Here is a 23,206-nt window from a genome sequence, read left to right as displayed (position 1 = left end):
GGTCCCGTTATACCGCGCGGACTTGACCCTGACATTGGTGTCAGCTCGTACCGTGCGGCATGACCACACCGCAGCCGCCCTTCAGCTACCTCCCGATCACCGAACGCGCCCCGTTGACCTGGCCCGACGGTGCCCGGGTGGCGGTCTACCTCGGGCTCAACGTCGAACATTTCCGGCTCGACCGGCCCTCGACCAGCGTCTGGCCCGGCACCGCGGACCTCACTCCGGACGCGCTCAACTACGGGTGGCGCGATTACGGTGCCCGCGTGGGCATCTGGCGCACAATCGAAAGTCTCGACCGGCACGGCGTGCGCCCCAGCGTGTTGCTCAACTCGGATGTGATCGACCATCATCCGCAGATCGTCACCGCCGGCCTGGAACGCGACTGGGCCTGGCTGGCGCACGGAGAGACCAACTCGGTGCTGCACACCGGCCTGTCCGTCGACGAGGAGCGCCGTGTTCTGGCCGAGATCACCCGGCGCATCACCGATGCGACCGGACAGCAGCCCCGAGGGTGGATGGGCCCCGGCCTCACCGAGACACACCACACGCCGGCCCTGCTGGCCGAACTGGGCTTCGACTATGTGCTGGACTGGACCAACGACGACCAGCCGTATCCGCTCACCACGCCCGGTATGCTCAGCGTTCCCTATTCGGTGGAGCTCAACGATCTGCTGATCTTCGGGAAGGGTTTCACCGGGCCGGAATTCGTGCAGATGGTGATCGACCAGTATGAGCAACTGTCCATCGACTCGGCCCGCAGCGGCCGGGTGCTGGCGCTGGCGCTGCACCCCTTCGTGATCGGGCAACCGTTCCGGCACAAGTACTTCGACCAGGTGCTGGGTTTCCTGTCCAGCCGACCCGACGTGTGGTTGACCACCAGCGACGACATCGCCGCACACGTGCGGCCTACCCTGCAGGGCTGACCGCGGTCACCGGCGACGGGCTGAACCTGCCCCGCCAGTACCGGGCCGGATGCCGATCGGGCAACGCCGGACCGGCGCCGAAGAGCTTGTCACGCAACGTGCCCGGTGCGTACTCGGTCTGGGCCAGCCCGCGCGACTGCAACTCGGGGACGACGTGGTTGACGAAATCCTCGAAGCTGCCCGGCGTGGTGATGTAGCGGATGTTCACCCCGTCGACCCCGGCGTCCTGCCAGTGTTCGAGGGCGTCGGCGATCTGTTCGGGGGTCCCGACGACGCGCGTCGACTCCTGCTGCTGGCGGATCAGGTCGGCGATGGTCGGGTTGGTTCCCGGTGGGGCCGCCGCGATGAGCGCCTCGATCGTGCTTCGGGTGCCCTGGATGTCGGGCGCCAGATCGCCGATCGGGGTGTGATGGTCGAGCCCGCCCAGGTCGACGCCGATCCCGCCGCTGCGGTGGGCGATCAGGCCGTCCACGCTGAGGTACTCGTCGAGTTCGGCGGCCCGCGCCCTGGCCTCGGCCTCGGTCGAGCCGACCACGAAGGACAGCCCCTGGAAGAACTTGATGTCCTCGCGGCGGCGTCCGGCCGCCACCGCCCGGTCCCTGGTGTCCTCGGTCACCACCCTGGCGCCGTTCGGCGATGCGGCGTTGATGAAGACGCCTTCGGCGTGCCGCGCCGCAAAGGTCCGGCCCGCCGTGGAGGTGCCGGCCTGAAAGATCACCGGGGTACGTTGCGGCGACGGGAAACTCAGGTGCGGTCCCTCAACCCGGTAGCGCTTGCCGGCGTGGTGGATCTTGTGCACCTTGTCGGGGTCGGCGTGGATCCCGCGGTCGCGGTCACGCAGCAGGGCACCGTCGTCCCATGAGCCCTCCCACAGCTTGTAGACGACCTCGGTGTACTCCTCGGCCCATTGGTAGCGTTCGTCGTGCTCCTCGCGTTCGGACAGGCCGAAGTTGCGGGCCGAGTTCTGCAGTGCACTCGTGACGACGTTCCAGCCGATCCGGCCCTTGGAGGCGTGGTCGAGGGTGGAGATCTTGCGGGCGAACGAGAACGGGTGGTCCTGCAGCACCGAGCTCGTGATGACCAGGCCGAGGTGTTCGGTCGACAGGGCCAGCGCCGACACGATCGCCGACGGATCGTGGTTGGGGATCTGCAGGCCCTCGCGCAGATAGGTCTCCCAGCCGCCGCGGTAGTCGTCGTACAGCCCGACGACATCGGCGAAGAACACCGAATCGAACTTGCCCCGCTCGAGCAGCTGCACCAGATCCACCCACACGTCGAGCTGGTCGAACTCGACGCTGCGGGTCTGCGGGTTGCGCCACGAGCCGTATGACACGTGGGTTGCGGTGTTCATGGTGAACGCGTTGAGGATCAGGCGCGGGCGGGTCATGATGGCCGACGGTAAGGAGCCGAGCGCACCCCGGCAACGGTTTATCTCACCTGGCGTCAAACACCCGCGTCGAACGGAACCGTGCGGTGCTGGTCGCGTCGATGTGACGCCAGCACCCAGTAGACCGCCATGGCGACCAGAAACGCCACGACCCAGTTGTAGTCGTAGAGCGGCCGCAGGAACGGGATGACGCCGTCGGCGGGGAAGGGACCGGTCTTCGCACCGTCGGGTCCGAGCGCCGAGTACGCTCCACCGACCGCGACGACCGCGCCTACCGCCGTGGCGATCACCGCGCGGACGTTCCACCCGCTGGTGAAGTGGTAGTGGCCGCCGAGGGAGAACAGGTCGGGCACCCGCAGTTCGGTCTTGCGGACCAGCCAATAGTCGGCCACCAGGACACCACCTACCGCGCCCATGACTCCACCGTAGAACCCCAGCCAGACGAACACGTAGGTCTCGGGGCTGGCGAGCAGCTTCCACGGCAGCACCAGAGTGCCGAGCGCCACCGACACCAGCACGCCGCGCCGGAAGGTGATGAGCTTGGGCAGTGCGTTGGCGAAGTCCAGCGCCGGGCTGACGAGGTTGGCCGCCATATTGGTCTGCACGCTGGAGACCACAATGGCCAACGCGCCCACGAAAACTGCTACCGGGCTGCCGAAATGGGACACCAATTCGTCGGGATTCCACAGCTCGGCGGCCGAGACACCGTAATGCTGCGAAGCGAGCGAGGTGGCAAGGATCGCCATGAAAGACACGACCAGCATGGTCGTCGGCAGGCCCCACGCCTGCCCTCGTCGCTGTGCCTGCATGTTCTCGGCGAACCTGGTGAAGTCGGGCATGTTGAGCGACAGGGTCGACCAGAAGGCGATGTTGGCCATCAGGCTGATCGGGAACACCGACACCCAGAAGTGCGCTCCCCAGCCCAGTTTCGAGGGCTGCGACACCACCGGCCCGAGATCGCCGCCGGTCTTGACCAGCAGGGTGATGATCAGGATCAGCACGGCGAACAGGACGATGGGTGCCGCGATCGCCTGGAATCGGCGCAGCGACTCGAACCCCTTGTAGATGATCGCCACCTGGACGATGAGACAGATCAGGTAGCACGCCAGGGTGGTGATCGGCACCGTTCCGATGACGCCGAGGTCGACCGGTGCGGCCTGCGACCAGGACGGCCCGATCGCCGCACCGAGGGCGAGGTTCAGACCGAGCCCGCCGAACCACGTCTGGATGCCGAACCATCCGCACGCGACCAGTCCGCGCATCACCGCGGGCAGGTTCGCGCCGCGCACCCCGTAGGCGGCCCTGGCGAACACCGGGAAGCTGATCCCGTGCTTGGCCCCGGCGTGGCTGTTGAGCAGCATGGGGATCAGCACGATCAGGTTGGCCAGCACGATCGTGAAGAGGGCTTGAATCCAGTTCATTCCCAACGCGATCAGTGATGCCGCCAGCGTCCAGGTGGCGGGGTTCATGGATATCGCCACCCACAACGCCAGATAGCTGCGGCCCTTCCAGGTGCGCATGGCGGGATGGATGGGACGCAGGTCGTCGTTGTAGAGCGACGGCTCAAGGGTGTGCCCGTGCTTGTCCAGGGTGATCGAGGACTCCATCTGTCCGGTTGACCTACCGGGCGGGGATGGCTTCGTAGGAATCGGGGCGACGATCGCGGTAGAACTGCCAGTCGTTGCGCGCCGCCCGCACCTGGGCCAGGTCGAGATCGCGCAGGACGATCTCCTCGGAATCCTGCGATGCCACGTCGCCGACGTAGTTGCCGCGGGGATCCACGAAGTATGAGCTCCCGTAGAAGGTCACCGCGTCATCACCGAATTCCTCGGTCTCGGTGCCGATGCGGTTGTTCGCCGCGACGAAATACTGATTGTTGGCGGCCGCGGCGGGCTGTTCGAGTTCCCAGAGGCGGTTGGACAGTCCGGGTTTGGTGGCCGACGGGTTGAAGACCAATTCGGCGCCGGCGAGGCCGAGTTCGCGCCACCCTTCCGGGAAATGGCGGTCGTAGCAGATGTACACGCCGACCTTGCCGACCGCGGTGTCGAACACCGGATAGCCGAGATTGCCGGGCCTGAAGTAGAACTTCTCCCAGAACCGATCGAGGTTGGGGATGTGGTGCTTCCGGTACTTGCCGAGATAGCTTCCGTCGGAATCGATCACCGCCGCCGTGTTGTAGTAGACGCCCGGCATCTCCTCTTCGTAGACCGGCAGGATCAGGACGATCCTGAGTTCCTTGGCGAGCTCGGCGAACCGGTCGGTGAGGGGACCGGGAACGGTCTGGGCGTAGTCGTAGTACTTCGCGTCCTCCACGATGCCGAAGTAGGGCCCGTGGAAGAGCTCCTGGAAGCAGACGATCTGTGCGCCGTCCGCTGCGGCACGTCGTGCCAGTTCCTCGTGTCTGGCCACCATCGACTCCTCGTCTCCGGTCCATGCCACCTGGGTGATCGCTGCCTTGATCGTGGTCATTGCGTATTACCTATCTCGCTGAATGGTGTTGTCTAGGTGAGGATGACGTCGGCGGGGCGGTTGATCGCGGGGATGACGGCTGTGCCGTAGGAGGCCAGGGTGTGGTCCTGGCCGTCATGTTGGAGGTAGATCGCGAACTGGTCGACACCGAGCTTCTGCAGTTCCTGCAGCTTGGCGATGTGAGCCTGGGCGGGGCCCAGGATGCAGAATCGGTCGATGATCTCGTCGGGCACGAAGTCGGTGTGTGAGCTTCCGGCGCGGCCGTGGTCGTTGTAGTCGTATCCGCTGCGGCCCTTGATGTAGTCGGTGAGTGCCGAGGGCACCGCGCCGCTGCTGCCGTACTTGGCGACGATGTCGGCGACGTGGTTGCCGACCATCCCGCCGAACCACCGGCATTGATCGCGCTGATGATCGAGATCGTCGCCGATATAGGCCGGTGCGCCGAGACACACTTTGATGTCGTCGGGGTTGCGGCCGGCGTCGGCCGCGGCGTTCTTGACCCGCTCGATCATCCACTTGGTGATGTCGGGATCAGCCAGTTGCAGCAGGAATCCGTCGGCGACCTGACCGCACAGGTCGAGAGCCTTCGGACCGTAGGCGCCGACGTAGACGTCCAGGGCGGACTTCGATGCCCAGGGAATCTGCACGGTGGAGCCGTTGACCTCGGTCGGCCGCCCGTTGGCCAGGTCGGAGATGACTTTGACCGCCGATCGCAGGGTGGCCAGACTCGAGGGTTTTCCGGACAACGTGCGCACCGCGCTGTCGCCCCGGCCGATCGAACACACGGTGCGGTTACCGAACATCGAGTTCAACGTCGCGTGGGTCGATGCGGTGACCGTCACGTCGCGGCTGAGTGGGTTGGTCACCATCGGGCCGACGATGACGTTGCGGGTGGCCGCGAGGATCTGGCTGTGGATGACGTAGGGCTCCTGCCACAGCAGGTGCGAGTCGAACGTCCAGACGTAGTCGAACCCTCTGTTCTCCGCGGCGACCGCCAGCTCCACCACGCGCGAGGCGGGTGGATCGGGCTGGAGTACGATGCCGAAATCCATTGGTATGCCCTTCTTTACTAAATGAGGTACTGGCTGAGGCTGCGCTTGAGGTACTGGCCGTGGCCGGCCCGGCCGTGGTAGGCCTCGCCGTCGACGATCACCTGCCCGCGGGACAGGACGGTGTCGACGTGGCCGTCGACCTGGAAGCCCTCCCAGGCGGAATGGTCGATGTTCATGTGATGGGTCTCGGCGCTGATGTGGGTCGTGCCCTTGGGGTCGTAGATGACGATGTCGGCGTCGGCGCCGGGCTGGATCACGCCCTTGCGCCCATAGATTCCGAACATGCGTGCCGGTGTCGTCGAGCAGATCTCGACCCACCGGGGCAGCGAGATCTCACCGAGCACGACGCCCTGGTAGAGCAGGTCCATCCGATGCTCGACCGAGCCGATTCCGTTGGGAATCTTGGAGAAGTCGCCCAGGCCCAACTCCTTTTGCCCCCTCATGCAGAACGGGCAGTGATCGGTGGAGACGACCTGCAGGTCGTTGGTCCGCAGCCCCTGCCACATGTACTGCTGGTGGTGTTCGGCGCGGGACCGCAGCGGCGTCGAACACACCCATTTGGCACCGTCGAAGCCGGGCGCCCCGAGATGCTCCTCGAGGGAGAGGTAGAGGTACTGCGGGCAGGTTTCGGCAAAGACGTTGCGTCCGTTGTCACGTGCGGCGGCGATCTGTTCCACGGCCTGCTTGGCGCTCACGTGCACGATATAGAGCGGGGCACCGGTGATGTCGGCGAGCATGATGGCGCGATGGGTTGCCTCGGCCTCGGCCTGCCATGGCCGGGTCAGGCCGTGGTGGTAGGGCGAGGTGTCGCCGCGCGCGATGGACTGCTGGACCAGCACGTCGATGACGCTGCCGTTCTCGGCGTGCATCATGATCATCGCGCCGTTGTCGCTTGCCTTCTGCATACCGCGCAGGATCTGACCGTCGTCGGACAGGAAGACGCCCTTGTAGGCCATGAAGAACTTGAAGCTGGTCACGCCCTCGGCGACCAGTTCGTCCATCGCGGCCAGCGACGAATCGTCCACGTCGCTGAGGATCTGGTGGAACCCGTAGTCGATGGCGCAGTTGCCGCGGGCCTTCTCCTGCCACCGTTCGTACTGGATCAGGGGGTTCTCCCCGGCCTTCTGGACGACGAAGTCGATGATCGTCGTGGTACCGCCCCAGGCCGCGGCCCTGGTCCCGGTCTCGAAGGTGTCGGATGCGCTGGTGCCGCCGAAGGGCATCTCCATATGGGTGTGGGCGTCCACCCCGCCGGGGATGACGTAGCGGCCGGTGGCGTCGATGGTGCGCTCGACCGCCAGCGGCCCGTCGCCCAACGTCGCGTGGGGCTCCAGCACGCCGACGATCCGCTCGCCGTCGACCAGAACATCGGCGGGGTAGGTGCCGGTGGCGTTGACGATCGTGCCGCCGGTGATCAGGGTTCTGCTCATTGCCAGTTCATTCACTCTCGTTGTACTGCCGATGGAGGACCTTGGCGAGAAGGTTGATAGTGGCGCACTGTGCGCCTCGGCGCGATTCGTGGCTTGTGGTCTGTGGCCGCCGTCACATCAATGTAGGTGACCGGAGAGCACTGAACCAGCCACTCGATGCACCGAAAATGCGCGTCATCTGTGTGCACCTGCACACTGCGGGTGACTACGGTGGCTTTCATGCAAACGGCGTCGGATCCCGGTCAGCGCTCCCACAGCCGCTGGATGGAATTGATCAACAGCGTCACCGACCACCGCGAAGACCTGGTCGACGCGTTCATGGCGCAGGTCGACGACGGGCGCCGGTTCTACGAATCGCGGGTGGAGACCGCCGACCTGCGCGACAGCTCCCGCGCGGCGTTCACGATGCTGCTCAGACAGCTTCGCGGCGCCCCGATCAGCGAGGAGGACCGGCGCATCACCCGTGAGCTCGGGGTGCGGCGTGCCACGCAGGGGGTGGAATCGGAGAAGCTCACCGCCGCTGTACACCGGGACTTCTCGGTGCTGTGGTCAGCGTTCCGGGAGTTGGCCGACGACGACGATGCCGCGGTGCTGGCGGCCCACGCCGAAGACGTATGGCGCGTGGTCGACGTCTTCGCGGGCGCCATCCATGCGGCGTACTTCGACGAGATGATCGCCATTACGCAGGAACGGTCGTCGAGTGTGCAGTCGTTGCTGGCGAAGTTGGTCACCGACGAAAAGCCGTCGGTGACCTTCATTGCCCGCGCGGGCCAGGCGCTGTCCATCCGTGAGGCCGACGGCATCTGGGTGGCCGCGGCCCTAGCCGCCGAGGGGACGCCCTTACAGCAGTTCGCCGAGCGGCTGCGTCGGCGCGGCCGATTGGCCTACACCTATGCGATGGGGCAGTGCATCGTGGCGGTGTGGGTGGCGGGCGCCGCCAATACCGGGCTCGACGGCTGCACCGAGGACCCGGACTATGCCGAACTCCGATCGGTGCGCTGCGGAGTCTCGCCACTGCACCGGGGAGTCTCGCAGTTGCGCGCCGCGGCCCAGCTCGCCTGTGAGATCGCCTTGTCCATGCATCCCGAACACGTCGGGCCCGCGACTGTCGCGGATGTCTGGACACTGGTGGCCGACGCTGCCGTGCGCGCCCGCATGCCGGCACTGGAGGAGTCGATTCGGGGGCCACTGCGCGAATGCCGGCCGGCCGAGCGGAAAGCGCTGCTCGAGACGATCAACGTTTTCGCGGGGAATGGTGACGCGAGTGCCACTGCGGCACAACTGTTCTGTCACCGCAACACGGTGATGAAACGGCTCCGGCGGCTGAAGGAACTCACCGGGCTGGACATGACCGTACCCAAGGACTCGGCCCGGGTGCTGGTGGTGCTTGCCTCGGAGCTGGCGGCGATCTAGCCGGTCAGGTTCCCGCGCAGGGTGGTGGCGGTGTATTCCCGGCGGAACAGCCCGCGCTTCTGCAGGATCGGCACCACATGGTCGACGAACGCCGACAGCCCGTCCGGCAGCCGGTCGATGTTCAGGTTGAACCCGTCGGCGGCCCCCTCGCGGAACCACAGCTCCAGATCGTCGGCGACCGATTCGGGCGAGCCCACCACATAACGGTGCCCGCCGGGATTGCGGGTCAACAGGTCACGCACCGTCAGGCCCTCGGTATGAGATTGCGCAACAAGAGCTTTCGCGAAGGCTGGGCTGACCGCACTGGCCCCGCGCGGAGCATCGAGCACCGCAGTCGGCACCCGCTGGTCCAGGACCAGCAGGTTCGCGTCGGCGCCGATCCGCTGGGCCAGCCGGTCGCGTTCGGTCTCGACGTCCACATAGGAGTCGATTTCGGCCTTTCGTGCCAGTGCCTCGGCCTCGGTGCCCGCCACCACGACGAACAGGCCGGGCAGGATCTTCAGCTCATCGGGGGAGCGCCCGTGCGCCCGGGCGCGACGCTTGGCGTCCCGCGAGAACTCCCTGGCGCTGTCGATGTCGCGCTGGACGGTGAAGATGGCATCGGCCCACCTGCTTGCCATGGCGCGCAGGTCTTCCGAGTCGCCGGCCTGCACGATCACCGGCCGGCCCTGGGGTGTCCGTGGCGCCACGAACGGCCCGGCCACCGAGAAGAACTCGCCGCGATGGTCGATGGCGTGCGCCTTGTCCGTGTCGAGGTAGACACCGGTATGCGGATCGGCCCGCACGGCATCGGGGTCGAAGCTGTCCCACAGTGCGCGCACCACCCGGACCGATTCCTGCGCCTTGCGGTAACGGTCGTGCGGGCCGATCGCGGCGACCTGTGAATAATTCTGCTGTGCCGCAGGATTGAGGCTGGTGACAATGTTCCAGCCGGCCCGACCGCCGCTGATGTGGTCCAGGCTGGAGATCTGGCGCGCGATGGTGAACGGTTCGGAGAACAACGCGTTGACCGTGGCGATGAACCCGATCCGTTCCGTCGCCTGCGAGAGCGCGCTGAACAACACGATCGGATCGAGGGCGCGCCACGGCCGGCGGTACGCCTCACCCTCAAGGGCCAGACTGTCGGCGAGGAACAGCGAATCGAACTGCCCGCGCTCGGCGATCCGCGCGATCTCGCGGAAATGCGAAACATCGGTCGCCGCGACGATGTCGGCCTGCGAGCGCCAGGCCTGATCGTGACGGCCGGTGGCCAGCAGGTTGAGGTTGAGATGCAGGTGGTGCGCCGAGCTCATCGAGCGAGCGCCTCGTGATCGGACCGGGTCGGGAGGCCGGGCGTCCGCGTGCCCAGCCGGTCCCGCAGCTCCGTGGAGCCGGAGTCTCCTTCGGTACGGAAGAGGCCGCGGTCCCGAAGCAGTGGGATGAGGTCCACCGCGATCCGGTCGAAGCTGGATCCGCCGAGCAGGGTGAACCCGTCGGCGGCCCGCTGGTCGATCCACCGGGCGATGGTCGCGGCGGCGGCCTCGGCCGTGCCGACGATCTGGAAATGGCCGAATGACGTCGCGTAGCGCACCAGGAAGTTCCGTAACCGTGCGTATGTCCCGGTGTCCACCCAATCGCGGTAGATCAGGGCCCGGCTGACCCGTCGGCCGGTCTTCTCCAGTTCGTCGCGGTCCGGGAACCGATCGACTGGGATGACGTCATCCCAGTCCAGATCGGACAGATCCAGGCCGGGCACCTCGTAGGTGATCGCCACCTTGGCGCGTTGCAGGTCGAGTTCGGTCAGCTCGGAATTGTAGGCGGCCCAGGCGTCTTCATCGGTGTCGCCGAGGTAGATCCGGATGCCGGGGAGCACCTTGATGTCGTCGGGACGGCGACCCTGCGCGGCGGCCGCGGCCTTGAGCCGGTGGTAGTACGCCTGGCCCGCCTCAATATCGGGGGCGGCGACGAACACCACCTCCGCGGTTTCGGCGGCCAGCGCGATACCGTCGTCGGACGCGCCGGCCTGCGCGATCAGCGGGAACACCTGCGGGCTGGGTGGCAGGTCGAGCGCCTGACGCACCCCGAAGTGTTCCCCGGTCCAATCGATGTCGTGGACCCGGTCGGTGTCGACGTACACCTCCGACAGGCCGTCGGCGACGATGGCGTCGGGCTGCCACGACAACCACAGCGCCTTGGTCACCGTCAGGAATTCGCCGGCGCGCCGGTAGCGGTCGGCAGGGGAGGGGATCTCGGTGTATCCGTAGTTGGTTTCACCGTTGAACGAGGTGACGACGTTCCATCCGGCCCGTCCGTCGGACAACCGGTCCAGCGAGGTGAGTTCGTGGGCCACCGTGTCGGGCTCGCTGAACTGGGTGGACAGCGTCAGCACCAGGCCGATGCGTTCGGTGTGTGCGGCGAGATAGCCGGCCAGCGTGACCGGCTCGAAGGACCGTGGTCCCGAATACCTGATCTGGGTCCGGTTCAGCCCCAGAAAGTCGGTGATGAAGATGGCATCGAAACCGATCCGGTCGAGTTCGCGGGCGAACTCTGCCTTCTCGGTGTGATTCTCATTCGGTGGGGTGTGGGCGCCGCCGGCCTTCCACCGCGGGAATCGATCCGAGAACGCGAACTCCGATGATACGAAGAACACCGCCGGTGTGGCGGTCATGAGGCGAGCGCCAATTTGGCGAGGCGGCGGCCGGGTACGGCGTCGATGAGCGCGCGGGTGTAGGGCGAGGTGGGTGCCGAGAAGACGGTGGCGGTGTCGCCGGTTTCGACGGCCTGACCCGACTTGAGCACGACGACCCGGTGCGATATCTGCCGGACCACCGAAAGGTCGTGCGAGATGAACAGGTAGGTCAGACCGAGATTGCCCTGCAGGTCCAGCAGCAGTCTCAGGATCTGGTCCTGGGTCACGACGTCGAGTGCCGACAGCGGTTCGTCAAGCAGGATGACCTCGGGCTGCACGACCAGCGCCCGGGCGATGGCGACCCGCTGCCGCTCGCCGCCGGACAGTTCGTAGGTGCGGCGGGCCAGCTTGTCCTGCGTGAGGTTGACGTTGTCGAGCGCCTCATCGAGGCGCCGGCGCCGGGTCTCGCGGTCGCCCAGATCGTAGGACTGCAGCGGTCTTTCGAGGATCTGGCGCACCGTCCAGCGCGGGTCGAGCGCGGAATCCGGATTCTGGTAGACGAACTGGATATCCTTCCAGTGCGCGCGGCGGGCCCGGTGATCCAGCCGGGTGACGTCACGGCCCAGCACCTCGATCGACCCGCGGGTCGGTTTGGTCAGGCCGATGATCATCTTGGCGGTCGTCGACTTGCCGGATCCGGACTCGCCGACCAGGGCCAGCGTTTCGCCGCGCCGAACCACCAGGCTCACGTCGTCGACGGCGGCGTGTGTGGCGCGCCGATTGATCCGGAATTCCTTGGAGGCGTGGGTGACCCGGATGACCTCGTCGGCTTCCTCGGAGCGAGCGGACGGGCGGGTGATGGTAGCGACGCGGCGCAGCAGGCTCGCGGTGTAGTCCGCTTTCGGCTCGCTGACGATCGTCTCGACCGCGGCGTCTTCCACGATCGCGCCGTCGCGCATGACCACCACCCGCGAGGCGTGGTCGGTGGCCACGCCGATGTCGTGGGTGACGAACAGCACCGTGGTGCCGTGCTCGGCCACCAGGCGGTCGAAGACGCGGAGTACCTGGCTCTGCACGGTGACGTCCAGGGCCGAGGTCGGCTCGTCGGCGACGAGCAGATCGGGGTTGAGCCCGAAGGCGATCGCGATCAGCACCCGTTGGCGCATCCCGCCGGACAGTTCACCCGGATACTGGCCCAGCCTGCGCTCCGGATCGTCGATCTCGACCTGCTCGAGCAGCTCGACGCATCGTCGTCTGCGTTCCCGTCGGTTCAGTTTCTCACCCTTGAGGTCGAAGATCTCGGCGATCTGGGATCCGATGGTGCGCACCGGGTTGAGTGATGCACCCGGATCCTGCGGAACCAGCCCGACGGTGGTTCCCCTGATGCGGCTCCATTCCCGTTCGGTCAGGCCCAGTGTGCTCGTGCCCTGCAGTTCGAGCGATCTGGCGGTCACCGTCGCCGTCGCGGGTAGCAGGCCGATCACGGTGTTGGCCAACGTGGTCTTTCCCGAGCCGGATTCGCCGACCACGGCGACGAACTCGCCCGGCGACAGGCTCAGGTTCACCCGGTCGAGCGCGATCTTGGGTTCGGCCTCCGGACCGTCGCCGGGGTAGGTCACCGTGAGCTCAGACAGTTCGAGCAGCGACATGTCAGATTCTCCAGGTCAGATGTTGTTGGATTTCAGGACGCGTCTGCTCACGACGCCGAGGGCGACGATCACCACGAGAATCACCCCGCCGGGCAGGCTGGTGAGCCACCACGCGGTCGCGAGATAGCTGCGGCCCTCGGCCACCAGCAGTCCCCATTCCGGGGTCGGTGGCGGTGCGCTGTAACCCAGATAGCCGAGCGCGGAGATCGCCAGGATCGCCGCGCTCAGGTCGATCACGGCCAGCGCCACGACCGCACCGATCGCATTGGGCACGATGTGGCGGCGGATCACCGACCACCGGCTTTCGCCGGACAGGAAGGCGGCTTCGACGTAGTCGAGTGCGCGCACCCGCATCACCTCGGCCCGGAAGACCCTGGCGAAGATGGCGATCGACCCGATCCCGACACCGATGCCCACCGACAGCGGTCCCGGGCCGTAGGCCGTGACGATCCACACCGACACCAGGAAGCCGGGCAGGGCCAACAGCACGTCGCTGAACCGCATGCCGACCGCATCGGCGAACGGTCCGGACACTCCGGCAACAATGCCGACGATGCTGCCGATCACCAGGCCGACCGCGACGGCCAGCCCCGCGGTCAGCATGGTGTGCGAGGTGCCGTAGATGACCCGGGTCAGCACGTCGCGACCGAGATGGTCGGTGCCGAACCAATGGGCCCAGCTGGGTGGCTGAAACCTGGCGACAGGTTCACCGTTGAGTGGGTCCTGGTCGGTGAACAGTCCAGGGGCCAGTGCCCAGGCCGCGACGAGAACCAGCACGGCGGACGAGATCCGAACGGTCCACGGTGCCGCCTTGACGGCCGAGATGACCGGGGACGCAACGGTGGTGGTCAACTGAACCTCCCCAACCGGGTGTTGAAACCCTGTCGCTGAAGTTTGGTGACCCGCGGGTCGAGGATCGGATAGATCAGATCCACCAGCAGGTTCACCCCGACGATCACGACCGTGGTGAGCAGTACCAGACCCTGGATCAGCGAGATGTCCTGGTTGGACACGGCCTGCAGCAACACCGTGCCAAGGCCGGAACGGGAGAACACCGTCTCGGTGACCACTGACCCGCCCAGCAGAGCACCGATGGTGGTCGCGGTGACCGTCAGCGCCGGGCCCACCGCATTCTTGAGCACATGCCTGCGGATCACCCAGGCCGGGCTACCACCTTTGGCGCGTGCGGTATTGACATGCGGAAGGGCGAGGGTGGCCTCGGCGTTCTTGAGCAACACCTGCGCGATCGGTGCGGAGATCGGCACCGACAGCACCAGCGCCGGGACCAGCAGGGAGGCCACCGATCCGTCCGGGAACAACGAGAACAGTCCGAGCTGAACCGAGAAGATCTGCAGAATCACCAGCCCCAACCAGAATGTCGGGACCGCGCTGAACAACGGAGGGATGCTGCGCACAAATGTCCGCAGCCAGCCGAACTTCGTGGTCGCCGACAGCAACAGGATGCTCAGCGCGAAGGCGATCGCCAGCGCGGTCGCGGTCGCGGCCAGTTTGAGCGTTTCGCCGATGACGCCACCGATCCGCTCGGTGACCGCCTGCCCGCTCGACAAGGAGAAACCGAACTGCCCGTGCAACAACTGGTTGAGCTGGGCGAAGTACTGTACGTACACGGGCCGGTCGTAGCCGTAGAACTCCTTGACCTGGTTGATCACATCGGCATTGAATTGCCCGTCTCCCTTCGCCACGAAGATCGACACCGGGTCCGTGGGAAGCATGGTCACCCCGATGAAGATCGCGGTGTAGGCGACCACAAGGACGAACAACGATTGCGCGACCCGGGCCGCCGCGTAGCGAACCATCAGTTCTTCCAGGCACTCTGCAACAGTGGCTCGGTGTAGGCGCCGAACTGGACGTGCACATTCGGTGCGGCCGCGTGCACCTGCACCTCGTCCCACAGGATCAAAGCCAGCTGGTCGTCGACGATCTTCTTCTGTTCGCGGGCTACCGCATCCTTGAGCGCCGCCGGGTCGGTGGCCTTCAGTTCTTCGTCGCCGAGGGCGATCAGGTCGTCGTCGCGGGTGAAGGTCATCCTGCCGTTGTCCGCACCGAACAGTTGGCCCAGCCCGGCGTTGTAGTAGGTCCGGGTGCCCAGCAACGGGATCCGTGGATCGGTATTGGCCTGGTTGAACGCGGTGTTGTCGCCGGCGCGATTCTGCAGCGCGATACCCAGATCCCGCCAAGACGATTCGATGAACTCGAACGCCGGCCGGAACACCACGCTCTGGTTGGACGCCGTCACGGTGATATCGAGTTTCTTGCCGTCCTTCTCCCGGATACCGTCGCTTCCGGGTTTCCACCCGGCCTCGTCGAGCAGTGCGGCCGCTTTGCCCGGGTCGTAGCCGATATCGGCGCTCACATCGGTGAACAGCGGGTCGTCGTGGTTGAGCACCGATTGACTGGGCCGGTAGCTGGGCGACAGCACGGCCTGCACCAGTGCGTCGCGGTCGATACCCAGCTGCAGGGCGCGGCGGACCCGCACGTCGTTCACGGTGTCGTTGCCGATTCGAACACCGGTCAGATTCACCGTCAGTGTCGGTGCAGGCACCGGGATGACCTGCAGGCCCGCACCCGACAGCCCGGCCTCGTCGGTGGGCTGGATGCCCCGCGCGACATCGACCTGATGGGACTGGATCGCACCGGCGCGCAGTCCGGGCTCGCCGATCACCCGGAACACCAGTTTGTCCAGATACGCCGCGCCCTGATTGGGCGAGTCCTGGGGCGGCCAGGCGTAGTCCGCCCGTTTGGTGAGCGTCACCTCCTGATCGGGAACCTGCGATTCATAGACGAAAGCCCCTGAGCCGACGATGTTCTCGATCTTCGCCTGGCCGTCGTAGTCGAGTGCCAGGGTCTTCAGGCCGCGGATACCGGCCCGGCTGTTGGCCAACACCTTGTACAGGTAGGCATTGGGCTGCTTGAGGAACACCGTGACGGTGTTGCCGTTGACCGCCGTGTGGTCATAACCGATGAAATCGGTGAACGGCGGCACCTTCTTGGCCTTGTCGCCGTTGGCGAGTTGGTCCAGATTCGCCTTCACCACCTCACCCGTCAGCGGAGTGCCGTCACTGAAGGTGACGTCGTCGCGCAGCGTGAAGGTGTATTGGGTGGCGTCGGCGTTGCGGGAGAAATCCTTCGCGAGCCAGCCCGACACTTCGCCGGTCTTGGGGTCCAGGCTCACCAGCCGGTCGACCAGTTGGAGGCTCAGGTTGGCGGTGGTGTAGTTGGTGCTCAGCGCATCGGTGACGAACTGCACGTCGGAGAAGGTGAGGGTGCCGCCCGGCTGTGGTTCCCCGGTCGGGCCCGAACTCGCCGATTGCTGCTGCCCGGAGCAGCCGGCCAGCACGGTCATCGCGACGGCACTGGCGATCAGTTTGTACATTCGGCGCATCGGCGTCCTTCACCTCGTTACGTATGGGTTCGAGCGGCCCGCAGGGGTTTTCACCCGCGCACCAACGGCGCCGGGACCGTCCGAACGTAGGCGAAAGGTTAGGTCGGCGACCGTCCGGTAACAACGGTTTATTTTGCAGTGCGCAAAACTATCCTGCTTGCCGGGAAGCGGTGCTGGTACTGGCGTCCCCGGAGGCCTGCGATGCCTTCCGCGGATCGCGCAGACCGAGCCGTTCCCGGATCGTCGAGCCGTCGTATTCGGTGGGGAATGCGCCCGAGGCCTGCAGCAGCGGGATGACGTCGCGATTGAACTCGGCGATGCCATCGGGCAGCACCGGGATGTGGATGTTGAAACCGTCGACGGCGCCATCGCCCCACCACTGCAGGATGGAATCGGCGACATCCTGCGGTGTGCCGATGGCCAGGCGGTGTCCGCCCTCGACGCGGCGGACCAGCTGCCGGGGTGTGATCTCCTCAGCCGAAGCCAGTTCGGCGAAGGACCGTACGAACCCGACGGGCCGCGACTGGTCCTCTGTGTAGTCGAACAGCTTCGGGTCAAGCGGTTTGTCCGGGTCGAGCCGCTCGGTGATGTCGAACAGTGCGGCCCGCTTGAAGAAATCGGCGATCAGCCCGTCCTCGCCGTTGAACCCGTGCAGTGCCTCGTGTTTGCGGTAGGCCTCCTCGCGGGTGGCGCCGACGATGGCCGTCAGGCCGGGCATGAGCCGGATCGCTTCGGGATCGCGGCCGTGGAAGGCGGCCCGTTCCCGAAGTTGCTCCTGGTAATCGAAAGCCGCCTGCTTGTGCAGCAGTGACGCGTACACGATGTCGGCGTGTTTGGCGGCCAGGTCGACACCGGCCTGCGACGCGCCTGCCTGCGCGATCACCGGGTGCCCCTGCGGTCCGATGGGGACATTCAGTGGCCCCGCGACGTCGAAGAATTCGCCGTGGTGGTCGATGGGCCGTGCGGTCGTCGAGTCCCATACGGTGTCGGTCGGCGCGGTGTCGGACGGGGTGTCCCAGCTGAGCCAGAGTTCTTTGACCACGTCGAGGAACTCATCGGCGCGGCGGTATCTTTCGGCCCGCGGCGGCAGCGGGGCGGCCGAGAAGTTGGCCGCGATGTCCGGGTTGAAGCTGGACACCACGTTCCAGATCACCCGTCCACCGGAGATGTGGTCGAGTGTGGCCAGCCTGCGCGCAAGGTTGTACGGGGAGTTATAGGAGGACGACGCGGTGAGCAGGAACCCGATATCGGGCACCGATGCGGCGATGGCGGAGAACAGCACCGTCGGGTCGAAGCTGTGCAGCGGTCGAGAGGTGTTGTCCCGTTGCAGTGCGGGGTGATCGGAGACGAACACGATGTCGAACACCCCGTCGTGCGCGAGCTGCGCCGAGCGCAGGTAGTGGTCCCAATCGCTGAACCGGTTCCATTTGGTTCCCGGCCAGGCCCAGGACCGGGCCGCCGAGCCGGTGCTGTTGACCGCGACGCTGAGGAACAACCGCCGCCGGGTCATCGGACGCCTTCGCCCGACAGCGCGGTCAACTGGTCGCGCAGGCGCTTACCCGGTGTGGCGTCGAGCAGTGCACGGGTGTAGTCCTGGCCCGGTGTGGCGAAGATCTGGGCCGTCGGCCCGGTCTCGACCACCCGACCGTGGCGCATCACCGCGACGTCATCGGAGATGGAGTGAACCAGGTCGAGGTCATGCGAGATGAACAGGTAGGTCCAGGTAGGTCAGCTCGAGTTCGCGTTGCACCTCGGTGAGAAGGTCGAGAATGCGGGTCTGCGTCACGACATCCAACGCCGACAACGCTTCATCGAGCACCACGATCGGTGACCGTGGTGCCAGTGCCCGCGCGATCGCGACCCGCTGCAGTTGCCCACCGGACAGCTCGCGCGGTTTGCGGGTGGCGAAGACGCCGGGCAGGCCGACCTGGTCGAGGAGTTCGGCGACACGACGGCGACGGTCGGCGCGATCGCCGAGCCCGAACGATCGCAGAGGTTCGTCCACGATCTGTTCGACCGTGAGTCGCGGGTCCAGGGCGACCTGTGGATTCTGTTGTACCAGTTGGATTTCCCGCCACACCTCGCGCCGTGCCCGCCCGGTCAGGCCGCTGACCTGCCTGCCGTGTACAGACACCGCACCCGCGTCGGGCCGGACCAGGCCCAGGATCAGCCGCGCGGTGGTCGACTTGCCCGACCCGGACTCGCCCACCAGCGCGAAGGTGCTGTTGGGCGCGAGGGCGAACGTGACATCGTCGACGGCCTTGAACTGTCCGCTCGGGCCGTGGGTGAAGTTTTTGGTCAGTCCGGTGACCTCGACGACGGCGGGACCGCTCGGCGGGGCGGGCCTCGGGCCGTCACGCTGGGTCAGTCCGAAGGCGCTGCTGATCAGATGGCGGGTGTAGTCGTGCTGGGGTGACAACACCAGATCGTCGACGGGTCCGCTGTCGAGCACCTCTCCGGCGCGCATCACGACCGCGCGATCGGCGTGATCGGAGGCCACCGCCAGATTGTGGGTCACGAAAAGTACGGCGACCCCGGTTTGTTCGGTGAGCCGGTCAATGACCTCGAGCACCTGCTTCTGCACCGTGACGTCCAGCGCAGAGGTGGGCTCGTCGGCGATCAGCAGCACTGGACGCAACCCGAACGCGATGGCGATGAGCACCCGTTGTCTCATGCCGCCGGACAGCTCGTGTGGATACTGTCGCAGCCGCTGATCGGGGTGATCGACACCGACCAGCTCCAGCAGCTCGACCGCCTTGGCGCGTAATTCGGCGCGGGACAGTTTCTTCCCGTCGCGATGCAGCCGGAACACCTCGGTCAGTTGGCGACCGATGGGCGCGACGGGATCCAGCGATGTCGCGGGATCCTGCGGGACCAGCGCGATGGTCCTGCCGCGCAACCTGACCAGCTCACGCTCGTTCAATGCGGAGAGCTCGCGACCACCCACCCGGATCGAGCCGCTCTCGATCCGGGCGGTCGCGGGCAGCAACCCGATCGCGGCCCGGCTCAATGTCGATTTCCCCGAACCGGATTCACCGATCACCGCGACCACTTCGCCGGGCCGGATGGTGAGGTCGGCGCCGCGCACGGCGGGCTGGGCCGATCCGCGGTAGGAGATGGTGAGGTTCGCTATCTCCAGTACCGGTTCGTTGTCGTGGTCGGCGGCCTGCTGTTCTGCGGCGGGAAGTGTGGTGGTCATGGAGGGCCTCCGTATCAGATCCTGAAGCGACGCTGCAGCAGTCGGCCGGTCTGGGCAACCGCGAGAACAGCGACGAGGACGACGAAACCGGGCAGGGTGGTCAGCCACCATGCGTTGGCGAGGTAGTCGCGCCCCTCGGACAGCAGGGTGCCCCATTCCGGTGTCGGCGGTGGCTCGCCGTAGCCGAGGAATCCCAGACCGGCGATGTTGAGGATGGTCGACCCCAATTCGGTGGGGATGAGCGCCACGATCGCCCCTGCCGAGTTCGGCAGCACATGCCGGAACAGCACCGCCGATGGTCGCGCCCCGGAAATGCGTGCCGCGTCGACATATTCGAGCGTGACGACGCGCAATGCCTCGCCCCTGGCCACCCTGGCGAACGGCGCGACGGCGGCGATGCCGACACCGATCGCGACGTGCGTGGTGCCGGGGCCGAACGCGGCGACCACGCACAGCGCCAGCAGGAAGCCGGGTAGCGCGAGCAGCACGTCGACCAGCCGCATCACCACCGCGTCGACCGCCCCGCGTAACACGCCGGCGGTGACCCCGAGGACGGTGCCGAGGATCAGGCCGATCGAGGTCCCGATGACCGCGCCGTAGACGGTATTGCGGGTGCCGTGCACGACCCGGGTGAAGGTGTCGCGCCCGGCCCGGTCGGTGCCGAACCAGTGCTCGAAGCTCGGGGGGAGGAACTTCTGGGCGCTGTCACCGATGAGCGGGTCCTGGCTGGTGAACCAACCGGGCACAAATGTCCACAACACCACAGTGATCAGCACGAGCAGTGCGATGATTGTGGCAATGCCGCTGGGGCCGAGCCGAATTCGGAGGCGCTGCTCCGGTGGCCGGGTGACCGGCGGGAGGGTCGTCGTCACGCCCGCCCCCCGGTGGTGGTCAGCAGGATTCGCCGGTCAAGGGCGGGGTAGAGCAGGTCGATGATCAGATTCACCACGACGTACACCCCCGCGATGATCAGGATGAAGCCCTGGACCAGCGAGACGTCCTGCGAGGACACCGCGGTCTGCAGCACCCGGCCGATTCCCGCCCGCGCGAACACGGTCTCGGTCACCACCGTTCCGCCGACCAGCGTGCCCAGTACGGTGCCTGCCACCGTCAGACCGGGCCCCGCCGCATTGCGGGTCACATGCCGCCAGAACACCCAGTGCCTGCCCGCACCTTTCGCGCGGACGACGTCGATGAAATCGCTGGCCAGCACGGTCTCGACACTCTTGAGCAGAACCTGGGCCAGCGCCGCCGACAGCGGCAGGCCCAGCACCAGGGACGGCACCAGGATCGACAGGAAGGTGCCGTCGGGAAAGGCCGAGATCCAGCCCAACCGAAACGACAGCACGTTCAGCACGACGATCCCGACCCAGAAAACCGGCGCGGCGGCGAACAGCGGGGGCAGCAGCACCACCGAGGACCGCAGCCAGCGCCAACGTCCGAGCGAGGCCGTCGCGACGATGGTGCCCGCGATGATCAGGGCCACGATGAACGCGGTAAGGGCGAGCCGCAGGGTCGGCAGTGCTGCCTCGCCGATCGCCTGCGAGACGGTCTGTCCGGTGCTCATCGAATAGCCGAGCCCGCCACGCACGACGTGACCGAGTTCGATGAAATACCGCGCGATGACCCCGTGGTCGTAGCCGTAATACAGCTTCATCTGTTCGACGGTCTGCGGGTCGATCACCCCGCTGTCGTCGATGGCGAACATGGCGATCGGATTCGACGGCAGCAGCGTGATCGCGATGAACGTCAGGGTGTAGGCCAGCCACAGCACGACGACGGCCTGAACGAGGCGCCCGCCGATATAGTGATTCACGGCTTTTTCCAGGCGTTGTAGAAGTCCGGGTAGGTCTGGGTCTGGAATGTCACGTGAACGTCGGGGGAGGCGCCGAACGTCTGCGCCTCCTCGAAGTAGGCGATCACGTAGGAGCCCTTGATCAGGGCCTTTTGTTGTTCTGCCTGAACGGCTTTGAACTCGGTGTCGTCTTTGGCTTCGAGTTCGCGGGTGTAGAGCGCGGTCAGCTCCGGCGGCGAGCCGAGCAGCGCGGTGTTGCCCTCGCCGCCGAAACTCTGGCCAAGGGAGATGATCGAGGTCCTACTCACCACGATGGGGACGGTGACGTCGGTGTTCGCGGCGTTGGCGAACGACGGGTCGTTGCGGACGTCGAGGACGATGCCGAGTTCCTTGCGCCACTGCTGTGCGATGTATTCCCACGCGGGCCCGAGCGCCACCTGCTGGGCGCTCTGTGGCACGGTCAGATGCAGCTGCTTGCCGCCCTTGGCCCGGATGCCGTCGGATCCCTGCTGCCAGCCGGCCTGTCCCAGCAGTTCCCGCGCCTTGTCCGGGTTGTAGGCGAACTCGCCCGCGAGATCGACGACATTGGGGTTGTTCACGTTGAGGATCGAGACCGGAGTCGGGTAACTGGGCGTCAGCGCATCACGGGTCAGCCCGTCACGATCGATGCCGAGCACCAGCGCCCGGCGCACCAGCGGGTCTTTGGTGAACTCGTTGTTCACCCGTAGCCCCGCGTAGTTCGCCGTGCCGAGCGGTGGACGATACAGCAGCAACTGGTAGCCGGCCGCCTGGATGGCCGCTTCATCCGACGGTTGGATACCGCGGGCGACGTCGACCTGGCGAGAGGTCAAAGCGCCGGTGCGCAAGCCGCTTTCGGGCAGTACCTTCCAGACGATCTCGTCGAGATAGGCCTCACCCTGGTTCGGTGAGCTGGCCGGCGCCCACCGGTATCCCTGACGACGGGTCAGCACCGCGGACTGATTGGGCACCTGCGATGTGAAGACGAACGGCCCGGCGCCGACATGATTCTCGGGGCGGGCGGCCTCTTCGAGCTCCAGGCCGATCGTCTTCGCGCCGAGAATCGGTGAGTTCAGCCGGGTGGTGTCGATGAGGAACTGCTGGTTGGGCTTGGAGAGCACGACCGTGACGGTGTCGCCGTCCACCTCGACGTGGTCGTACCCGCGCGAGATGTTCGGGTGCACCGAAATCCGCAACTTCTCGTTGCCGCGGCCGTAGAGCTCGTAGTTCTGCGCGACGATCTCCGGCGTCAGCTGGGTGCCGTCACTGAACGTGATGCCCTTGCGGATCTTGAAGCTGAACCGGGTGTTCTCGTCGTTCTTGGTCCAGGATTCGGCGACCCACGGTTGCAGCTGCTTCTTGTACGGATCGAAATAGAGCAGGAACACGTTCGTCGGGAAGGTGAGATTGCCCGCGCTGTAGGTGCTCAGTTTCTGGGCCTGCCAACTGGTGACCGCCTCGGTGTCGGAGAATGTCAGCGTTCCACCGCGAACCGGATCGCCGGTCGGTCCGGTGGGGGTCGCACCCGGGTTGTTGGCGCCGGGCCCGCCGCACGCCACCAACAGGCCCGAACCGAGTGCGGCGGCGCTGAGACCGAAGAATCTTCTGCGGTCGAGGAGGTATGTCATCGGATCGGTTGTCCTAGTCTGTGCGGCTGTCGGGTGAGTGCGTCAAAGACGACAAAGACAGCGGGCACGACAACATGGACCGGTCACGGAAAGAGCCTCTCCCCAGGCCGAATCGGAAACAACGCACTCTGACTACGCGAATGCTTGACCGCAGCTTAAGAGTGGGGACTCGCACCGATTAAGCAATGCTGAAGGGTTCCGGTAGCGCGGAGGCCTTGTTCGGCGCCGT

General features: G+C 66.3%; 17 protein-coding genes and 1 pseudogene. 2 read left to right on the top strand and 16 right to left on the bottom strand.

The window, feature by feature from the left end; translation table 11 throughout:
- Nucleotides 1-59: 59 nt before the first annotated feature.
- The gene (locus tag ACWDTP_RS02605) at nucleotides 60-926 is read left to right on the top strand and encodes a polysaccharide deacetylase family protein (protein WP_450016270.1); all 867 of its coding nucleotides are present in this window, start codon (nucleotides 60-62) and stop codon (nucleotides 924-926) included.
- Here ACWDTP_RS02605 and ACWDTP_RS02600 read toward each other — a convergent pair.
- Genes ACWDTP_RS02600 through hydA form a run of 5 tightly spaced genes read right to left on the bottom strand, consistent with a single transcriptional unit; the run spans nucleotide 910 to nucleotide 7,264 of the window.
- Nucleotides 910-2,313 carry an LLM class flavin-dependent oxidoreductase gene (locus ACWDTP_RS02600; RefSeq protein ID WP_450016268.1) on the bottom strand — a complete coding sequence of 468 codons (1,404 nt, stop codon included), beginning with the start codon at nucleotides 2,311-2,313 and terminating at the stop codon, nucleotides 910-912. The two genes, ACWDTP_RS02605 and ACWDTP_RS02600, sit on opposite strands and share 17 nt — an antisense overlap.
- Nucleotides 2,314-2,369: 56 nt before the next feature.
- Nucleotides 2,370-3,920, bottom strand: coding sequence for an NCS1 family nucleobase:cation symporter-1 (locus ACWDTP_RS02595; RefSeq protein WP_450016266.1), 1,551 nt, complete (start codon nucleotides 3,918-3,920; stop codon nucleotides 2,370-2,372).
- Between the two features lie 13 nt (nucleotides 3,921-3,933).
- Entirely contained in the window at nucleotides 3,934-4,782 is an 849-nt protein-coding gene (locus tag ACWDTP_RS02590) for a nitrilase-related carbon-nitrogen hydrolase (RefSeq protein ID WP_450016265.1), read from the bottom strand.
- Between the two features lie 32 nt (nucleotides 4,783-4,814).
- On the bottom strand, nucleotides 4,815-5,834 hold the full coding sequence (locus ACWDTP_RS02585) for a TIGR03842 family LLM class F420-dependent oxidoreductase (protein WP_450016263.1): 1,020 nt from the start codon (nucleotides 5,832-5,834) through the stop codon (nucleotides 4,815-4,817).
- A gap of 17 nt (nucleotides 5,835-5,851) precedes the next feature.
- Nucleotides 5,852-7,264 (bottom strand): dihydropyrimidinase, encoded by a 1,413-nt coding sequence (gene hydA, locus ACWDTP_RS02580; RefSeq protein ID WP_450016261.1) that lies wholly within the window; start codon nucleotides 7,262-7,264, stop codon nucleotides 5,852-5,854.
- 219 nt (nucleotides 7,265-7,483) lie between these two features.
- Between hydA and ACWDTP_RS02575 the strand changes: the two genes are divergently transcribed.
- A complete protein-coding gene (locus ACWDTP_RS02575) occupies nucleotides 7,484-8,677 on the top strand; it encodes a PucR family transcriptional regulator (protein WP_450016259.1) in 1,194 nt (397 codons plus the stop codon).
- On the opposite strand, the gene ACWDTP_RS02570 is transcribed toward ACWDTP_RS02575, so the two are convergent.
- The 11 genes and pseudogenes from ACWDTP_RS02570 to ACWDTP_RS02520 form a co-directional block, all read right to left on the bottom strand.
- The gene (locus tag ACWDTP_RS02570; protein WP_450016257.1) at nucleotides 8,674-9,969 is read right to left on the bottom strand and encodes an NtaA/DmoA family FMN-dependent monooxygenase; all 1,296 of its coding nucleotides are present in this window, start codon (nucleotides 9,967-9,969) and stop codon (nucleotides 8,674-8,676) included. The genes ACWDTP_RS02575 and ACWDTP_RS02570 overlap by 4 nt on opposite strands.
- The gene (locus ACWDTP_RS02565) at nucleotides 9,966-11,324 is read right to left on the bottom strand and encodes an NtaA/DmoA family FMN-dependent monooxygenase (protein ID WP_450016255.1); all 1,359 of its coding nucleotides are present in this window, start codon (nucleotides 11,322-11,324) and stop codon (nucleotides 9,966-9,968) included. The genes ACWDTP_RS02570 and ACWDTP_RS02565 overlap by 4 nt, the downstream gene beginning before the upstream one ends.
- The gene (locus ACWDTP_RS02560; protein ID WP_450016253.1) at nucleotides 11,321-12,934 is read right to left on the bottom strand and encodes an ABC transporter ATP-binding protein; all 1,614 of its coding nucleotides are present in this window, start codon (nucleotides 12,932-12,934) and stop codon (nucleotides 11,321-11,323) included. Before ACWDTP_RS02560 ends, ACWDTP_RS02565 begins: the two co-directional genes overlap by 4 nt.
- 15 nt (nucleotides 12,935-12,949) lie before the next feature.
- The gene (locus tag ACWDTP_RS02555; RefSeq protein WP_450016251.1) at nucleotides 12,950-13,786 is read right to left on the bottom strand and encodes an ABC transporter permease; all 837 of its coding nucleotides are present in this window, start codon (nucleotides 13,784-13,786) and stop codon (nucleotides 12,950-12,952) included.
- Nucleotides 13,783-14,751 (bottom strand): ABC transporter permease, encoded by a 969-nt coding sequence (locus ACWDTP_RS02550; protein WP_450016249.1) that lies wholly within the window; start codon nucleotides 14,749-14,751, stop codon nucleotides 13,783-13,785. The genes ACWDTP_RS02555 and ACWDTP_RS02550 overlap by 4 nt, the downstream gene beginning before the upstream one ends.
- A complete protein-coding gene (locus tag ACWDTP_RS02545) occupies nucleotides 14,751-16,337 on the bottom strand; it encodes an ABC transporter substrate-binding protein (RefSeq protein WP_450016247.1) in 1,587 nt (528 codons plus the stop codon). Before ACWDTP_RS02545 ends, ACWDTP_RS02550 begins: the two co-directional genes overlap by 1 nt.
- A gap of 148 nt (nucleotides 16,338-16,485) precedes the next feature.
- Entirely contained in the window at nucleotides 16,486-17,847 is a 1,362-nt protein-coding gene (locus ACWDTP_RS02540; protein ID WP_450016245.1) for an NtaA/DmoA family FMN-dependent monooxygenase, read from the bottom strand.
- A pseudogene (nikE, locus tag ACWDTP_RS02535) lies at nucleotides 17,844-19,536 on the bottom strand (nickel ABC transporter ATP-binding protein NikE). Before nikE ends, ACWDTP_RS02540 begins: the two are co-directional and overlap by 4 nt.
- Nucleotides 19,537-19,550: 14 nt before the next feature.
- The gene (locus tag ACWDTP_RS02530) at nucleotides 19,551-20,357 is read right to left on the bottom strand and encodes an ABC transporter permease (protein ID WP_450016293.1); all 807 of its coding nucleotides are present in this window, start codon (nucleotides 20,355-20,357) and stop codon (nucleotides 19,551-19,553) included.
- Between the two features lie 47 nt (nucleotides 20,358-20,404).
- Nucleotides 20,405-21,352 (bottom strand): ABC transporter permease, encoded by a 948-nt coding sequence (locus ACWDTP_RS02525; protein WP_450016243.1) that lies wholly within the window; start codon nucleotides 21,350-21,352, stop codon nucleotides 20,405-20,407.
- On the bottom strand, nucleotides 21,349-22,977 hold the full coding sequence (locus ACWDTP_RS02520; RefSeq protein WP_450016241.1) for an ABC transporter substrate-binding protein: 1,629 nt from the start codon (nucleotides 22,975-22,977) through the stop codon (nucleotides 21,349-21,351). Before ACWDTP_RS02520 ends, ACWDTP_RS02525 begins: the two co-directional genes overlap by 4 nt.
- Between the last annotated feature and the right edge of the window lie 229 nt (nucleotides 22,978-23,206).

It is taken from the genome of Mycobacterium sp. NPDC003449 (assembly GCF_053588415.1).
The sequence above is the reverse complement of the archived record's forward strand: the minus strand, read 5'-3'. Positions and strand labels throughout refer to the sequence as shown.

Bases quoted from the DNA above. Each gene is read 5' to 3' on its own strand.
- ACWDTP_RS02605 (WP_450016270.1), top strand. From the start codon at position 60: ATGACCACACCGCAGCCGCCCTTCAGCTACCTCCCGATCACCGAACGC.
- ACWDTP_RS02600 (WP_450016268.1), bottom strand. From the start codon at position 2,313: ATGACCCGCCCGCGCCTGATCCTCAACGCGTTCACCATGAACACCGCA.
- ACWDTP_RS02595 (WP_450016266.1), bottom strand. From the start codon at position 3,920: ATGGAGTCCTCGATCACCCTGGACAAGCACGGGCACACCCTTGAGCCG.
- ACWDTP_RS02590 (WP_450016265.1), bottom strand. From the start codon at position 4,782: ATGACCACGATCAAGGCAGCGATCACCCAGGTGGCATGGACCGGAGAC.
- ACWDTP_RS02585 (WP_450016263.1), bottom strand. From the start codon at position 5,834: ATGGATTTCGGCATCGTACTCCAGCCCGATCCACCCGCCTCGCGCGTG.
- hydA (WP_450016261.1), bottom strand. From the start codon at position 7,264: ATGAGCAGAACCCTGATCACCGGCGGCACGATCGTCAACGCCACCGGC.
- ACWDTP_RS02575 (WP_450016259.1), top strand. From the start codon at position 7,484: ATGCAAACGGCGTCGGATCCCGGTCAGCGCTCCCACAGCCGCTGGATG.
- ACWDTP_RS02570 (WP_450016257.1), bottom strand. From the start codon at position 9,969: ATGAGCTCGGCGCACCACCTGCATCTCAACCTCAACCTGCTGGCCACC.
- ACWDTP_RS02565 (WP_450016255.1), bottom strand. From the start codon at position 11,324: ATGACCGCCACACCGGCGGTGTTCTTCGTATCATCGGAGTTCGCGTTC.
- ACWDTP_RS02560 (WP_450016253.1), bottom strand. From the start codon at position 12,934: ATGTCGCTGCTCGAACTGTCTGAGCTCACGGTGACCTACCCCGGCGAC.
- ACWDTP_RS02550 (WP_450016249.1), bottom strand. From the start codon at position 14,751: ATGGTTCGCTACGCGGCGGCCCGGGTCGCGCAATCGTTGTTCGTCCTT.
- ACWDTP_RS02545 (WP_450016247.1), bottom strand. From the start codon at position 16,337: ATGCGCCGAATGTACAAACTGATCGCCAGTGCCGTCGCGATGACCGTG.
- ACWDTP_RS02540 (WP_450016245.1), bottom strand. From the start codon at position 17,847: ATGACCCGGCGGCGGTTGTTCCTCAGCGTCGCGGTCAACAGCACCGGC.
- ACWDTP_RS02520 (WP_450016241.1), bottom strand. From the start codon at position 22,977: ATGACATACCTCCTCGACCGCAGAAGATTCTTCGGTCTCAGCGCCGCC.